General features: G+C 41.1%; 18 protein-coding genes. 12 read left to right on the forward strand and 6 right to left on the reverse strand.

The window, feature by feature from the left end:
* Positions 1-104: 104 nt before the first annotated feature.
* On the reverse strand, positions 105-587 hold the full coding sequence (locus tag ACZ9EE_RS19300) for a DUF6376 family protein (protein ID WP_476029610.1): 483 nt from the start codon (positions 585-587) through the stop codon (positions 105-107).
* Between the two features lie 356 nt (positions 588-943).
* On the opposite strand from ACZ9EE_RS19300, the gene ACZ9EE_RS19305 reads away from it, so the two are divergent.
* The 10 genes from ACZ9EE_RS19305 to ACZ9EE_RS19350 all read left to right on the forward strand — a co-directional run bounded on the left by ACZ9EE_RS19305 (position 944) and on the right by ACZ9EE_RS19350 (position 10,651).
* Positions 944-1,108: an aspartyl-phosphate phosphatase Spo0E family protein gene (locus ACZ9EE_RS19305; protein WP_098531386.1), complete on the forward strand. Its 165-nt coding sequence runs from the start codon at positions 944-946 to the stop codon at positions 1,106-1,108.
* Between the two features lie 351 nt (positions 1,109-1,459).
* Positions 1,460-1,903 carry an Lrp/AsnC family transcriptional regulator gene (locus ACZ9EE_RS19310; RefSeq protein ID WP_476029613.1) on the forward strand — a complete coding sequence of 148 codons (444 nt, stop codon included), beginning with the start codon at positions 1,460-1,462 and terminating at the stop codon, positions 1,901-1,903.
* A 300-nt stretch (positions 1,904-2,203) separates the two neighbouring features.
* Positions 2,204-3,145 carry a nickel ABC transporter permease gene (gene nikB, locus ACZ9EE_RS19315; RefSeq protein WP_476029615.1) on the forward strand — a complete coding sequence of 314 codons (942 nt, stop codon included), beginning with the start codon at positions 2,204-2,206 and terminating at the stop codon, positions 3,143-3,145.
* Positions 3,146-3,160: 15 nt separating this feature from the next.
* On the forward strand, positions 3,161-4,057 hold the full coding sequence (locus ACZ9EE_RS19320; RefSeq protein ID WP_476029617.1) for an ABC transporter permease: 897 nt from the start codon (positions 3,161-3,163) through the stop codon (positions 4,055-4,057).
* Between the two features lie 26 nt (positions 4,058-4,083).
* Complete coding sequence (locus ACZ9EE_RS19325) at positions 4,084-5,631, forward strand: ABC transporter substrate-binding protein (protein ID WP_476029619.1); 1,548 nt, start codon at positions 4,084-4,086, stop codon at positions 5,629-5,631.
* A gap of 10 nt (positions 5,632-5,641) precedes the next feature.
* A complete protein-coding gene (locus tag ACZ9EE_RS19330; protein ID WP_476029621.1) occupies positions 5,642-6,619 on the forward strand; it encodes an ABC transporter ATP-binding protein in 978 nt (325 codons plus the stop codon).
* Complete coding sequence (locus ACZ9EE_RS19335; RefSeq protein WP_476029623.1) at positions 6,619-7,641, forward strand: ABC transporter ATP-binding protein; 1,023 nt, start codon at positions 6,619-6,621, stop codon at positions 7,639-7,641. The genes ACZ9EE_RS19330 and ACZ9EE_RS19335 overlap by 1 nt, the downstream gene beginning before the upstream one ends.
* A gap of 253 nt (positions 7,642-7,894) precedes the next feature.
* Positions 7,895-9,499 carry a gamma-glutamyltransferase family protein gene (locus ACZ9EE_RS19340; protein ID WP_476029625.1) on the forward strand — a complete coding sequence of 535 codons (1,605 nt, stop codon included), beginning with the start codon at positions 7,895-7,897 and terminating at the stop codon, positions 9,497-9,499.
* A 74-nt stretch (positions 9,500-9,573) separates the two neighbouring features.
* A complete protein-coding gene (locus ACZ9EE_RS19345) occupies positions 9,574-10,101 on the forward strand; it encodes a chromate transporter (protein WP_476033014.1) in 528 nt (175 codons plus the stop codon).
* A 1-nt stretch (position 10,102) separates the two neighbouring features.
* Positions 10,103-10,651 (forward strand): chromate transporter, encoded by a 549-nt coding sequence (locus ACZ9EE_RS19350; RefSeq protein WP_476029627.1) that lies wholly within the window; start codon positions 10,103-10,105, stop codon positions 10,649-10,651.
* A gap of 169 nt (positions 10,652-10,820) precedes the next feature.
* On the opposite strand, the gene ACZ9EE_RS19355 is transcribed toward ACZ9EE_RS19350, so the two are convergent.
* The 4 genes from ACZ9EE_RS19355 to ACZ9EE_RS19370 all read right to left on the reverse strand — a co-directional run bounded on the left by ACZ9EE_RS19355 (position 10,821) and on the right by ACZ9EE_RS19370 (position 12,458).
* A complete protein-coding gene (locus tag ACZ9EE_RS19355; RefSeq protein WP_476029629.1) occupies positions 10,821-11,060 on the reverse strand; it encodes a hypothetical protein in 240 nt (79 codons plus the stop codon).
* Positions 11,061-11,174: 114 nt separating this feature from the next.
* Positions 11,175-11,645, reverse strand: coding sequence for a MarR family winged helix-turn-helix transcriptional regulator (locus tag ACZ9EE_RS19360; RefSeq protein ID WP_476029631.1), 471 nt, complete (start codon positions 11,643-11,645; stop codon positions 11,175-11,177).
* Positions 11,623-12,102, reverse strand: a complete 480-nt coding sequence (locus ACZ9EE_RS19365) for a glutathione peroxidase (protein ID WP_476029633.1) — start codon at positions 12,100-12,102, stop codon at positions 11,623-11,625. Before ACZ9EE_RS19365 ends, ACZ9EE_RS19360 begins: the two co-directional genes overlap by 23 nt.
* Before the next feature lie 71 nt (positions 12,103-12,173).
* Positions 12,174-12,458: an HNH endonuclease gene (locus tag ACZ9EE_RS19370; RefSeq protein ID WP_476029635.1), complete on the reverse strand. Its 285-nt coding sequence runs from the start codon at positions 12,456-12,458 to the stop codon at positions 12,174-12,176.
* Between the two features lie 83 nt (positions 12,459-12,541).
* Here ACZ9EE_RS19370 and ACZ9EE_RS19375 point away from each other — a divergent pair, with 83 nt between their 5' ends.
* Positions 12,542-12,928 (forward strand): FxsA family protein, encoded by a 387-nt coding sequence (locus tag ACZ9EE_RS19375; protein ID WP_476029637.1) that lies wholly within the window; start codon positions 12,542-12,544, stop codon positions 12,926-12,928.
* Positions 12,929-12,975: 47 nt separating this feature from the next.
* Here the strand turns inward: ACZ9EE_RS19375 and ACZ9EE_RS19380 are convergent, their stop codons facing one another.
* Complete coding sequence (locus ACZ9EE_RS19380; protein ID WP_476029639.1) at positions 12,976-15,273, reverse strand: SpoIID/LytB domain-containing protein; 2,298 nt, start codon at positions 15,271-15,273, stop codon at positions 12,976-12,978.
* A gap of 157 nt (positions 15,274-15,430) precedes the next feature.
* Here ACZ9EE_RS19380 and ACZ9EE_RS19385 point away from each other — a divergent pair, with 157 nt between their 5' ends.
* Positions 15,431-15,646 carry a spore germination protein gene (locus tag ACZ9EE_RS19385; RefSeq protein WP_476029641.1) on the forward strand — a complete coding sequence of 72 codons (216 nt, stop codon included), beginning with the start codon at positions 15,431-15,433 and terminating at the stop codon, positions 15,644-15,646.
* Positions 15,647-15,780 lie beyond the last annotated feature (134 nt).

Genomic DNA, 15,780 nt, shown 5'->3' on the forward strand with positions numbered 1-15,780 from the left:
TATCTATATTCCATCATTCGCTAAACTATGACGACAAACTTCGGAAACTTCAGGTATAGGCTGACAATAAAACCATAAACATTGTCAAAACCGTAATATTGGTGTCAGGCACCATTTGAAACATTGAGTGTTTCGTTAACTTGGTTTTTGAGTTTTTTGATTTGTTGGATGATGTTGGTGATTTCTTGGACGGGTTGGAGTAGTTGGTTGTTTTTAAGGAAGGAGGGGTCGAGCAGTCCGTTTTTTAGCTGAGCTAGGTACAGGTCGATCTGGGAAACTAAGCGGTTATTTTGTTCAATTAACTGTTGATGAAACTCTTTCACCGTTTCTGGGGCATCCAACTCATTAAACTTTGTAATCGCTTGTTTCATTTGTTGGAGTTCCCTTTCGAGGTCATCGGCTGCCTGTTGATTGTCGACAGCTCTTTTAACCAAAGAGGGTGTATCAGCGGCAAATTGGGTAACCTTGTCTAAATAACTAGAAGCATCTCTTGCATAGTCAAGCGTGTCATACGTAAGGTTGAAGAAAGAACAGCCGCTAAGGAGAAATATGAGACAGACCGACCAAACAGTCAACCATCTTTTCATGTTCCAAACCTCCGTTTAAAGTATCATTATATTGAAAAATGCACGCTCCTACTTATTTATGTATTCTGTTCTGACGATATTATTCATGTGATATTAAGCATCACAGAATAATACAATCCTTACTGATTCTATTAGACAAAATTAATAGAGTTTATTATTTTCCCAAGTTCGCCAAATTCCGAGGGACTTCGTTAAGGATTAAAAGTATTATCGACCCCTATACTAATAACCCAACATTTATCACCATAATGAGCATAAAAAGTGTCGATATTTGATGATGAAAACCATTTCCATGTATTCGCTTACAACTAGTAAACTTAACTCACAGGTAGTTTTAATATAAGGGGTTATCGCAAATGACGAATGAGGATCTATTTTTACAAATTGAAAATCTACGATTAAAAATGATAACTGTAGGGCTTTCCAAAGGTTTTACCTCCGCTGAAACGGTAAGACTTAGCGAAAGACTTGATAGATTAATCAACCTGCAAATGGGTTTAATAGAAGAACTAACTGCTTAGTTTTAACATACATGAGTTTTTTTCCCAACATCATGGGATCGACAAAAAGGTGAATCGTAATTTTCTAGGAAACAGTATAACCAAAAAGGCGGAGGGCTTTGCCCTCTGCTTTTTTGATTTCATTTCGTCCATTAGATTAGCAAAGATATTGGGCTTGAAAATGAAAGAGGGGCGGGCTAATTGTATGTATCGTCTTTTTGGTATCCTCACTCTTAATTGGGAAACATTATGTAGGTGAATGAGGCATATGACACACCATTTGTAATAGAATCTAATAATATACTTTCTTTTTGTCTGAATTTTCTCTATAATACTTCTTAACAAGAAAAATAGTGAGGGGGTATTCGGACAATGGATCAAGTGGATAGAGATATATTAGAATTATTAACAGAGAACGGAAGAATATCATATGTTGATATTGGAAAAGAACTAGGCTTGTCCCGGGTTGCTGTCAGAGAGCGAGTGACAAAATTAATTGACGATGGAGTTATTGAACAATTTACTGTTGTTATTAATAGCAGCAAGGCCGGAAAAGAGATTTCAGCCTTTTTTGATATTGATTGCGAGCCTGGCTCGTTGGTCAAAGTAGCGGAGGCATTAGCAGAAAATCCAAGCGTGGTTAGCTGTTATCAAATGACGGGGCCTTCCACCTTGCATACACATGTGTTGGTAGAAAATCATGCCGCCTTAGAAAAATTTATTAATGAAGAACTATACGCTTTAAAGGGGATAACCCGTGTCGAGAGTCATATTCTATTAAGAAGGTTTAAAAGCAGAAGAGGTCTAAAATTATAAAAAAATGACGAAAACCCATCGCTTAGATGGGTTTTTTCGTTTTTCTAAATGATGTATAAACCTTGTACCCTTCGGAAATCGAAAAGTAAATGTATTTCTCATAAATGCTGACACTTTGTCAGCATAATTACGATTATTTAGTTCGAAATGGAGTGAAAAAGTGTATTTTTTTAAAAAAAATGTGTATTTTTATGTAGATTTTTAAATTATTTTGCTATATAATCGATTTTAAATATTCTAAACATTTCGTAATGAAAAAAGAAAAAATGGTTTACAAATGATAATAGAGGAGGGCGTAAATTGGTTGCAATGATTGTCCGAAGGTTTGTACAGCTAGTATTCCTTTTGTTTGGTATTTCTTTCTTAGTCTTTTCATCCATGTACCTTGCTCCTGGTGATCCCGCTGCGATGGTAGGAGGACCTACAGCAACTGCGTCAGATTTGGAGGCAATTCGGGACAATCTAGGATTAAATGATCCATTCTTAGTCCAGTATGGACATTATCTGGCAGGTATTTTTCATGGTGATTTAGGATTTTCCTACCAAACCCGTCAGCCAGTGTCGGAAGCGATTGCGATTCGTTTTCCGAATACTTTGAAATTAGCGATTGCCAGCATGATTATCGCAGTTATTATCGGGATATTCGCAGGGTTAATCTCAGCATTGAAACATAATAGCTGGTTGGATGTCACATCCACGACATTTGCCTTAGCGGGAATCTCCGTTCCAAACTTTTGGCTGGGTGCTTTGTTGATCTTAGTGTTTTCAGTCAATCTTCAATGGCTCCCTGTAGCTGGGTTGTCTGAGTCATGGTTTACCTTTGAAGGAATGAAGCAGTTGATTTTGCCAGCTATCACGTTAGGAACTGGATCGGCTGCGATGATTGCCAGGATGGTCCGCTCCTCGATGCTAGAGGTGGTTAGGGCTGATTATGTTCGAACAGCTAGAGCTAAAGGGGTAAAGGAACGTAAGGTCATTTGGGTTCATACCTTAAAAAATGCAATGATCCCAGTTATTACGGTGATTGGCTTGAATTTTGGGAGCCTTCTAGGCGGAACGATTATAACCGAAAAAGTATTCGCCATTAATGGAGTAGGCAGATTAATGATTGATGCCATTGCTGCTAGAGATTTTCCAATGGTTCAAGGTTCGGTACTGCTAGTAGCTACTTTATTTGTATTAGTCAATCTTGTTGTGGATATTGTTTATACCTATGTTGATCCAAGAATTAAATTCCAGTAAGGAGGGAGGATGACCATGGCAGAAGTGGTTACAGCAATAGGTGCCAATCATAAACCGGCCAAGAAAAAAGAAATATCCTTTATCGTTACATTTAAGCGATTATTGAAAAATAAACTTGCGGTAGCGGGCTTATTGATTATCGTTTTGCAAATTGCTATGGCAATCTTTGCCCCGGTGATTACCTTCCATGATCCTGTTAAGCAAAACTTAAATGCCAGTGAACTTCCGATGTTTAGTGATAATCATTGGCTCGGAACCGATAATTATGGACGCGATGTTTGGAGCCGACTCGTGTTCGGGGCACGTATCTCCTTAGTAGTTGGATTTGTCGCCGTAGCCCTAGGGCTGCTTGGAGGAGTTACCCTAGGCCTGCTTGGAGGCTACTATAAAAAGCTAGATGGCGTGATTATGAGAATTGTAGATTTGCTTTTCTCTTTTCCGGGAATTTTGCTCGCGATGCTGATTATTGCCATCTTAGGAACGAGCCTTGTCAATGTCGCAATTGCCATTAGTATTTGGTCGATCCCATCCTGCGCAAGGATTGTCAGGGGATCTGTTCTTTCTATTAAAGAGAAGGAATATATCATGGCCATGAAATCACTTGGGGCATCTGATGTAAGAATCATGGTCAAGCATATTTTACCAAACTGTTTTGCACCGATAATTGTCTTTGCCACGATGCGGATGGCAACGGCCATTCTGTCAACGGCCTCATTAAGTTACTTAGGTTTGGGGGCCCAGCCGCCAACACCTGAATGGGGAGCAATGATTTCGCAGGGACAAGCCTTTATGTGGACCTCACCTCACTTAACCATTGTCCCAGGTATTGCCATTATGTTAACAGTATTTGCTTTTAATGTAGTAGGTGATGGTTTACGAGATGCCATCGATCCTAATATGAATATTCAATAAATTAACATCAAACAGGGGGAAGTAAATTGAAAAAGAATTGGTTAGCACTTATCACCATTATATCAATGTTATTACTGGCTGCTTGTGGAGGAGGTTCTTCTTCAAAATCAAGCGGGAATGCAAGTTCAGGTGGATCTAAGGCGATAGATACATTCACCTATGCATCCCTTACAGATGCAGTCGGATTATCACCGATTATGACAAACGACTCCGCATCAGCAAACGTTACGGATGAAGTATATGAAACATTGTTCAAGCGCGACCCTAAAACAAATGAAATTAAACCATTATTGGCTGATTCCTATGAAAATCCAGATGACAAAACATGGGTAATTAAACTGAAAAAAGGAATTAAGTTCCAAGATGGTACAGATTTTAACGCCGAATCTGTAAAATACACGTTTGACAAATTACGCGACCCTAAAACAGCTGCACCACGCGCATCTTTGATGGCGTCAGTGGATACCATCAATGTAGTGGATGACTATACAGTGGAAATCAAAACGAAATATCCATATGGACCATTCCTTGCAGCACTTTGCCACTCCAATGCAGCAATTGTAAGTCCTACAGCCGACAAGAAGCAAGACTTAATGAAACAGCCAGTCGGTACAGGTCCATTCAAATTCGTGAGCTGGACACCTGGTGACCAAGTAGTATTAGAGGCTAACCCTGATTATCGTGATGGTGCGCCAGCTATTAAGAAATTAGTTTTTAAAGTCGTTCCAGAAATATCAACAGCCATTTCGATGTTGCAAGCGGGAGAGGTTCAATTTATTGACCACCTTCCAACGGAGCAGATTAAGAGAATTGAAGGCTTGAAAAATGTAAAGGTTGATAAAATCCAAGGTACACCTGAATACTTTTTAACCTTTAACTTTTCAAAACCAGAATTCCAAGATCCTGAATTTAGAGAAGCAGTCGCAAGTGCCATTGACCGTGATGCGTTTGTGAAAAAATTAAATGGTTTGGGCGTTAGAAGTGACAGCGTAATTGGACCACAGGTTTTCGGTCATAAAGATTCTGCAGATAAAGCAGGAACTGCGTACAATCTTGAAAAAGCAAAAGAATTAGTGAAGAAAAATGGCTATGATAAAAAACCAATCAAGTTATTAACGGCTAATAGAGGAAACTATGTGCTAATGGCGGAAGTTGTACAAGCCCAATTAGCAGAAGCAGGGTTTAAGGTTCAAATCGAAACAATGGAATGGGCGGCATTCTTAGATACAGCACGTTCCGGAAAATATGACATCTCTTTCTTAAGCTGGTCCAATGTGACGGGGGACGGATCCGAATTACTATATCCTAACTTCCATAGTGATAACGCAGGGAATTCAAACTTCCTTCAACTAAAGGATCCAGCACTAGATAAACTGATTGATTCTTCAAGAACTACAACGGATCAAAAAGCACGTGAAGACTACTTGGATCAAGCAAATAAATTAATGTTGAAGAATAATGATGTGGTGATTATGTACCATGATGTAGTGACATCTGCTCTTAACAATGAATTTACAGGTCTAACGCTTTATCCGAACGGAAAATGGGAAGTAGCTGAAATAACTAGAAAGTAGGTTAAAAATTATGGGAGAGACATTACTTGAGGTCAAAAACATTGTGACTGAGTTTCGCACAGCAGACGGGCAATTGCCTGCTGTGCGTGATGTCTCCTTTTCACTTAAAAAAGGGGAAACACTATGTATTGTTGGTGAATCGGGTTGTGGTAAGAGTATTACCTCTCTCTCGGTTATTGGTCTATTACCTAGCAATGGGAGAATTACAAGTGGGGAAATCCTATATGAAGGGAACCCTATTCATGAGTTGCCTGCTGAAAAAATGCGGCAAATACGTGGAAATAAGATTTCTATGATATTCCAAGAGCCAATGACAGCATTAAATCCGGTGTTAACAATTGGGTACCAGTTAAGAGAGCCGTTAATGCTGCATCATAATCTATCAAAAAGCGAAGCTACTAAACAAGGGATTGAACTGCTTAAGCAAGTCGGCATTCCTTATCCGGAAAAAAGGATGAATCAATATCCTCATGAGTTAAGCGGCGGTATGAGACAGCGTGTGATGATTGCCATTGCGCTTTCGTGTAACCCTGGATTACTGATTGCAGATGAACCTACTACCGCATTGGATGTAACGATTCAGGCTCAAATCTTAGACTTAATCAATGATTTAAAAAAGAAATATAATATGGGTGTCATGATGATTACCCATGATATGGGTGTCGTTGCCGAAGTCGCAGACCGAGTGATGGTCATGTACGCAGGCAAAAAGGTAGAAGAGGGTAATGTCGATGAAATATTCGAGAATCCCAAACATCCTTATACAATCGGACTGCTTAACTCGGTACCGAATGTAGACGACCCTGAATTTGAATTAGAACCGATTCCAGGCTCACTGCCAAGCTTAAACGAACACATTACGGGATGCCGTTTCCATGCGCGATGTAAGTTTGCTACTGATCTTTGCAGAAGTAAAGAGCCTGCTGTTTTTTCTGTATCTGATACGCATAAAGTAAGCTGCTGGTTAGAGATGGAGGGGAGTAACTGATGGCGGTTTTAACTGAACAAACATCTTCTACTGAAGTGAAAGAGCCAAAGGTGCTCCTAGAGTTAAAAGGCATTAAGAAGTACTTTCCTATCAAAGGCGGGATTCTGCAGCGAAAGCAAGCCGATGTTAAAGCGGTTGAGAATGTGTCCTTACAATTGTTCGAAGGCGAAAGCTTAGGCGTTGTTGGAGAATCAGGATGCGGGAAATCTACATTAGGAAGAGCGATTTTAGGCCTAGAGGAATTAACCGAGGGACAAATCTTTTTCCAAGATAAAGAAATACAAGATTTAAAAAGAAAAGAAAAATTGAAATTTGTGAAGCAAATGCAAATGATCTTCCAGGATCCGTTTGCCAGTCTAAATCCTCGTCAGCGGATCGGTCATGCATTAGAAGAAGTCTTCACGATGCATACGGACATGTCAGCAAAAGAGAAGCGGCAAGCGGTTATTAATCTATTAGAAGAAGTAGGCTTAAAAGAGGAACACTTTGAAAAATACCCTCATGAGTTCAGCGGCGGGCAGCGTCAACGTATTGGTATTGCACGTGCGATTGCACTAAATCCTTCTTTTGTGATTTGTGACGAAGCTGTTTCAGCACTGGATGTATCGGTTCAGGCACAGGTTTTGAAGCTGCTCAAGTCGTTACAACAAAAATATCAACTATCTTATCTATTTATCTCACATGATTTAGGTGTTGTCCGCTATTTCTGCGACCGGGTTTTGGTTATGTATTTGGGTAATACGGTTGAACTTGGAACGGTCAAAGACTTGTTTGATGCACCGTTACACCCTTACACACAAGCCTTGCTATCGGCAATCCCGCGCCCGACTGTCCGGGCCAACCATAAAAGAGTTCGGCTTCAAGGGGATTTACCGAACCCTGCCAATCCGCCTAGCGGCTGTCCTTTCCATACAAGATGTCCGATTGCAACAGAAAAGTGCAGTGCGGAGAAGCCATCCTGGGTGGAATATAAACCGAATCATTTTGCTGCTTGTCATTTTGCTGGACAACCGATTGTGTAAGAAAGGCGCTGTAGCTGGACAATTCTCAAAGTCGAACACTTTTAAACTTTCTTACCTCCATAAAAATCCTCCTACTTTGTAGGGGGAATCTTACTTTTAAGGTTAAGAGAGCGATATTTTCTCAGAGATTGATGACTTATGCTCGTGGAGTTATGATTCAATTTTTGTGAAATGAATAATAGGATTTATTTATACATCCATGAAATTACACGGTTGTTTTCCGTGATTTTACTAGGGAAAGAGGAGAGTTTGTATGGATTATTTATTCCACCCCTGTGCGTCAAAACGTCATACCGTTTTTGCTAAAAAAGGAATGGTTGCTACATCACAGCCGTTAGCTGCGCAAGCAGGATTAGAGATTCTTCAAAAGGGCGGAAATGCTATTGACGCAGCGATTGCAACCGCCGCGGCTTTAACTGTTGTAGAACCAACATCGAACGGAATTGGCGGAGATGCCTTCGCTTTGGTTTGGGTGAAGGATCAATTGCATGGTTTAAACGCATCTGGTCCGGCGCCGCAGTCGATTTCGGTTGAAGCACTCAAAAAACTGGGTCACTCGAAAATGCCGGTTCACGGCACAGTTCCTGTTACGGTTCCTGGTGTTCCTGCAGCATGGGCGGCATTATCGAAGCGTTTTGGCCGTTTATCATTGGCGGAAACGTTAAAACCGGCGATCCGTTATGCAGAAGAAGGCTATCCGCTTACACCAATCTTGGGTAAGTATTGGAAGTTAGCCTACAACAAATTTAAAGAGAATTTTACAACAGAAGAATTCGAAGCTTGGTTTGAAACATTTGCCCCAGATGGCAGGGCACCTGAGATTGGCGAGGTTTGGAAGTCACCGGGCCATGCCTCTACCTTAAAGTCAATTGGCGAAACGAATGCCCGTTCCTTTTACGAAGGTGAACTGGCAGACAAAATCGATGATTTTATGAAGCAGCATAACGGGTTTCTTTCAAAAAGTGACTTAAACAGCTATCAGCCTGAATGGGTTACACCTATTTCAACCAATTACAGAGGATATGACGTGTGGGAGATTCCGCCAAATGGACAAGGCATGGTCGCTCTGATGGCCTTGAATATTTTTGAAAAATTGTCACCACCAGCTTGGCAAAGTGCTGAAACTCTGCACCAGCAGATTGAATCGATGAAGCTTGCATTTACGGATGGCCAGGCGTTTATTACAGAGCCGGAAGAAATGCCAATCTCGGCTGAAGAATTGTTATCCAGTGCTTATGCTGAAAAACGCAGCAAAACCATTATTGGAGAAGCAACGGATCCTAAACCATACGAATTGCCAAAGGGTGGAACTGTCTATTTAGCAGCAGCGGACGAAGAAGGGAATATGATTTCATATATTCAAAGTAATTACATGGGATTCGGTTCAGGCATAGTCATTCCCGGAACAGGTATTGCCTTGCAAAATCGCGGCCATGATTTCTCTTTAGATGAATCCCATCCCAATGTATTAAAACCAGGAAAGAGAACGTATCACACCATTATTCCGGGCTTTTTAACGAAGGATGGCCAGGCTGTTGGACCTTTTGGCGTCATGGGCGGCTATATGCAGCCACAAGGACATTTCCAGGTTGTCACTAATACGGTCGATTATTTATTAAACCCGCAGGCTGCTTTAGACATGCCTAGATGGCAGTGGATAAAAGGAAAATCTGTGCATGTTGAACCGGAATTCCCTAATTACTTGGTTCAAGCTCTTGCTCGGAAAGGTCATGAAGTACATGTGACTCCAGATGGGGGAAGTTTTGGGCGTGGTCAAATCATCTGGAGAAATCCTGAAACTGGAGTCCTGCAGGGCGGAACGGAATCACGTACGGACGGAGCTATAGCAGCTTGGTAAATGCAGCTGTAAAGGAAAGACCGGCTCCAGCTGGTTCTCCAAAACCACGCACAGTTTGGAGAACAAATTGGGATATATGGGCCGCTTTCTTTCGCGTTGGAATCTTAGGCTTTGGCGGAGGTCCTTCTGCCATTCCATTGGTCCACCAAGAAACGGTTAAAAAATATAAATGGATGAGTGAAGAGGAATTCTCTGATACGTTGGCGATTGCCAATACAATGCCAGGACCGATTGCCACCAAAATGGCGGGGTATATTGGCTATCGAATTTCCGGAATTGCAGGCTGTCTTGTAGGGTTATTTGCAACATTTGTTCCAACAGCGCTGGCGATGATTTTTTTACTCCAGCTCCTTCAAAAATTTAAAGACATCCCGTGGGTTCAGCATATGTCCGCTTCTGTTGTTCCGGTTGTGGCCGTTATGCTGGCAACGATGACATGGGACTTTTTGAAAAAGTCAGGCCAAACTCTTGGCTGGGTCAAAGGATTAATTATTACGGTTGGTGCCCTTTTGTTAATGGAAGGGTTGAACGTTCACCCCGCTATCCTTATTTTAGTATTGATTATCTTTGTATTCCTGCCGTTTGGAAAAAGGAGGGCGTAGAATGATTTATTGGAAGATATTTTATGCCTTTTTTATCTCTGGAATCTTAGGCTATGGCGGCGGTCCCGCTTCCATTCCATTAGTTGAGAATGAAGTGGTTGGTCACTATCACTGGATGACGAGACAAGAATTTAGTGAAGTGCTCGCTGTGGGTAATTCCTTACCGGGGCCGATTGCCACAAAGCTGGCTGCGTATATTGGCTATACTGAGGGCGGTGTATTGGGAAGTCTTGTGGGGTTATTTGCAGCGGTTGCCCCTTCAATCATCTTAATGCTTGTCTTAATGGCTGTTCTTTTAAAGTATAAAGACAAGCCTCAAGTGAAAAATATCTCCATTATTGTACGGCCCATTATTGCCGTTCTTTTGGGAGTCATGACCTTTCAGTTTGCAAAGGACTCGATCATTAGTCTCGGAGTGATTTATACAATCATCCTTATTGCAGGAAGCTATCTGCTCATGGAAAAACTCAAATGGCATCCTGCCATTGTCATTATCCTTGCACTTATTGTCGGTGCGGCCACTGGTATTTATGATACAGGAATTCACTAAACGAATGAGAAGAGGGTATCCCAGATTACTTTGGGATACCCTCTTGTTGTATACCGGGGGAAACTATGAGGGGATATTTTCCCTGTATAGTTTCCCCCGGTAAAATTATCACATAAGCTTGGCTGGCTAGTATTGGTATTGATTTGCCAACCGGGCCTTTTCATCTTTTTTAATAGTAAGGGTATCCACCATAACCATATCCATAGCCAGGATAGCCACCAGTTAGGGCCCCTGCTGTTAAGCCGCCGAGGAATCCGCCAATAAATGGCGAACCGAAACCACCGTAGCCGCCATATCCGCCATATCCATACCCAGGGTAACCCCCATGATAATATCCATGATGATGGTGATATCCTCCAGGGTAGCCGCCATGGTAGCCTCCATGAAATCCGCCGTGTCCTCCAAACATGCGCATACATCTCCCTTTTTCTGTAATCAGAAGCAAGAATAGCTTCTTACTACTTGTAATGTATGCAGGATAGATGTCCAGTGAATGGGCGGGCATAAGCCCAGTTTTTACAAATCAAGATTTTTGTTGCCGCAGCTTGCCGTGTAATCGATTTAATTGTTCCATGAGCTGCTCATACTCGCTAATCTCAATATTACAAGTCTCAATCTTTTCACTGACTTTCTTGGTAATGGCCGACTTTTGCTCCATTGCCTTCTTTTCTAAAAAAATAAACACCTTTCTTTCATCCTCAGCAGAACGTTCCTTCCGAAGCCAGCCATTCGCCTCCATTCTTGCGATCATCGGCGTTAAGGTTCCGGTCCCAAGATTCACTCTCTCGCCTAAGTCTTTAACCGTTACACCATCATTTTCCCACAAGGCTAATAGGACTAAATACTGCGGGTAGGTTAACCCGAAAGGTTGAAGTACAGCCGTATACAGTTTAGTAAATTCACTAGCCGTTTCGTAGATGGCGAAACAGAGTTGATTTTTTAACGTAAAAAAGTCTTTCAAGTGATCACCTTTATGAAAATAATTTTTGGACATCCTGCTCCATTCTGCGTGGATCGACCGTTGAGGCATAGCGCTCGACGACCTGTCCATTAGCATCGACGAGGAACTTCGTGAAATTCCACTTAATATTCCTTGAGAGAAGCCCTTTTTTCTGATCTTTTAAAAAAGTAAATAAAGGATCTGCCTTTTCTCCGTTCACATCAATTTTGGCAAACATCGGGAAGGTTACACCGTAGTTCACTTGGCAAAATTGAGTGGTTTCGTCGATATTGGCAAATTCCTGATTGTTGAATTGGTCGCAGGGAAACCCTAACACCATCAGACCCTGATCTTTATATTTTTCATAGAGTTCCTGAAGGCCCTTAAACTGCGGTGTAAACCCACATTTACTCGCCGTATTGACAATAATTAACGGTTTTCCCTCGTATTCCTTCAATGATTTCATTTCCCCATTGGTCTTCGCAACACTAAAATCATAAACGGTTGTCATATTAATTCCCCCAATTTCATAAAATAAATCGTGTGCGATTTAATCGTAAACGATTAAAGTGATTTTAGCAATTATTTTCGTCTGCGTTCTTTCGACTTTTTGATTTTCATGATCTTCGTAGGGGGCTGTTTTCGGATCCATTTGATAAAACTAGCAAGCTTTTCATCCGCTCTCAGTTCGGGGATGGTAGTAAGCCGGGCGGCGATTTCCTCATTATTGTAGAGGGCATGAACTTGTTTGTGACAGGGAATGCAAAGATTCGCGGTTGCCCCGAACGTGCCGCCCATTTCTTTGGGGAGTAAGTGATGGGTAGTTGTTTCTACCTCTTGTCGTCCGCAAAGTTCACAAGTCCCCATAGTTTTTTCCCTCCCGTATTTTTGGTACTATTATTTACAAGAAGATAATTCAAGATTCCAGTTAGACTGGGAAGGAGCATTCGATGCGTTATTTATTTTTATTAATCATTGCGATACCGGCAGCGGATATTGGATTATTGCTTTTATTCGGGAAATCCATCGGCTTTTGGCCTACCTTGCTGCTGATTATTTTAACAGGCGTCCTTGGCGCTTATTTAGCGAAAAGGGAAGGGCTGCAAACGATTCGGAAGGTTCAAGAACAGCTAAGCCGCGGACAGCTTCCGGGGGATGCGGTTTTAGATGGGATTTGCATTTTAATCGGCGGAACTTTTTTATTAACACCAGGGTTTGTTACCGACCTTATCGGCTTTTTAATGCTTTTTCCACCGACAAGGAAGTTATTTAAGGTTTTAATTCTATATTTATTCAAAAAGAGGATAAATAGAGGAAATAGGAAAATCATTAAATAAAAAAAGGTTGTATCCCCTAATTAGAGATAGGGATACAACCTTTTTTATTATTTAACGGCTGTTTTAGGTACATAGCCAGTTAACTTTCCATAACTGATTCTATACCAGCCGCCGCTTGTTGAAAGAATGGTAACCGTTTGGTTTTTCTTTATGACGCCAATAATTTTTGCTTTTGACGAAGCGGATGTACGGACATGTAATAAGGAAACGATCACTTTACCTGTTTTCAGCTTTTTAACTTCAAATGAAGCAGCAGCTGAAGATTTGTTATTACTTGTATCTACCGCATTGATTCCGACTGTATATTTTCCGTTTGCATATGGTGCGGTGCTGTATGGCAGAGTTAATGTGCCAGCTTTTGTTAAGGCATCCTTTTTCAAATAAGTAAGGATTTTTCCTTTGCTGTCTTTCACATATACCGTTAATTTCGCTGTCTCATTTGAATTGAAAATGAGTGTGCCTGTATTACTGGTGTTGTTGACACTAACCTTTATGCCAGTTAATTTTGGAGCAGTTGTATCTTTTACTGGGACGATCTTCTTCACGTCAAAAGATGGCAGTGTTGAAGCTTGATTATTGGAACCATCAATCGCGATAATCCCAACATAATATTTCCCATTTGCTAAACTAGAGGTACTGTATTCTTTGGTAGTTGTCCCACGTTCAGTTAAAAGGTTTTGCGCTAAATAGGTCAAAATCTTTCCTTTACTATCTTTTACATAAATAGAAATCTTGGCTTTTTCATCTGTATTAAAAGAAATGGTTGCTTTATTTTTTGCATTATCGACACTAACGTTCACACTGCTTATCTTTGGTGCGATCGTGTCAGTTTTTGGAGTTTCCACAACCGGTGGGGTCGCAGCACCACTTGCAGGAGCTTCCGCAACTGGTGGGGTCGCAGCACTACTTGCAGGGGTTCCCGCTACCGGTAGGGTCACAGTGCCATTTGCAGGAGTTCCCACTACCGGTGGGGTGACAGTACCACTTGCAGGAGTTTCCACTACCGGTGGGGTGACAGTACCACTTGCAGGAGTTCCCGCTACTGCAGGGGTCGCTGCAACACTTACTGGAACGGCCGATTGCGGTCTGTCCGTGTATTCTTTCGATAATGTTGTGCCATCATAATAAAACGCAAGGATTTCATTATATTTTTGGCCTGCATCTGCTCGGTTTTTTGCACCCCATTGGCTTAACCCAACACCATGGCCATCACCGAGACCAGAAACGGTGATCGTTTCGGTTGTTTCCGTCATATTTGTTACTAAATAACTTAACATCGTACGAATACCAACCATAGCACGAATTTGAGAAGCAGGTACATTTTTGTACTCTAATTTTTGTGGTGTAAATAAACCACTTGGGTCTACTTTGTCTTTAGTTAAAAATTCAACGGTCATATTACCTTTGGATACACGCCCGCCAGATGTCGGTGTAGTCAAGGACAAGACAGGAATAGCGGTAATTTTAATGTCTTTCCCTGCGTATCCGTGTGATAGCATCCAGGTTTTTATCGACGATGTGATAGAAGCATCAGATTCTTTCATTTGATCCCAAGCGCGTATGGCAGGATCAATTTGTTGTTTTTTAACAGAGAACTTCCAAGGCGTTTTAGCATCAAACTCGTCTGTTTTGATCGTCAAATAAGCGACAGGTGATGTTCCCCAAACATTTGAATTTGACTCTGTTTTCCCTCCATTACTTGCAGAGAAAACAGCACTGATCAATCGGCCATTTGATTTTAAAACTTCACCCTTCGTCTCATCTACAGCTGCTGTACTGTTTGGCTGCCAAGCATAACCGCCGTAAACTTGATAATTAATGGTGTCATCAATCACTTTATTTAAATACGTTAGTGCATAAGTTCTCGCTGCTACCGCCTGAGATTTTAATGCTTCTTTATTCCAGCCGGCCATCATTTCAAAAGGCACCACACCTTTTAAATAATCTTCCATAAAAACCTCATTGATTGGTCGAACATATTTGGCACTCTCCGGGATAAAGTGAAAGGAACCTAAATAGGCACGGTTGTTAATCGTTAAATAGTTCGTTTCCGCAGCAGGTACTAGATTTAATGAATCTGCTTGGAAAAGTAAGGTTGAACCATCTACTAGTGAAATTTTACTATTATCATATTTAACAAGATAAGACCTTCCGCTTGTTAACCGGATATTCGAGTCTTGAACAAGATAATCCCCTGTGGGCTTTATGGTTAATTGTGGCTGATTTCCAATATAATTAACCAATTTAACCTGCATCTTGGGTTCCAAGGTATCTGCGGATGCACCGGTAATAAAAAGATTTACTAGTAAGAAAAAGGAAAGAAAACTTACTAAAACTTTCTTCAAACATTCTCCTCCGTCCATAAAATATACATAGTCACAAAAAAATAATACGTTATTAGATTAATAGTTTACAATGGAAGATTCTTGGAAATTTAACACACAAGTTATCATACTGGCATAAATTAAACTAGGAAATTCAACTGAAAAGGAATGTTCAACTATGTCATTCATTCCACCTGTCAGTATTAATACCGTGAGCGGAGGGGTTGTGCAATTTGGTGGCGCACTGTTTGTTTCTCCAAAAAGCTCAGCCAAAACCGCACAGGGCGCAGGGGCTAGCAATACAGGAGCACAAGTTATCACCATTAGTGGAATCAGTTCCACCAATTCGGCTGTAACTGACGTCATTGACCAGCCAATTGTTCAGGATGCATAACTTAACCGAAAGAGGCTGTCATGAACTCATGACAGCCTCTCTTCATCTAATCATCTTAATTGAGTTGAATGCTATGGAAATAATTTGGCAATGTGAATGATCATATTTAGCAGTAAGAGTTACCATTGAGGAGT

The organism is Bacillus sp. URHA0034, from assembly GCF_056280405.1.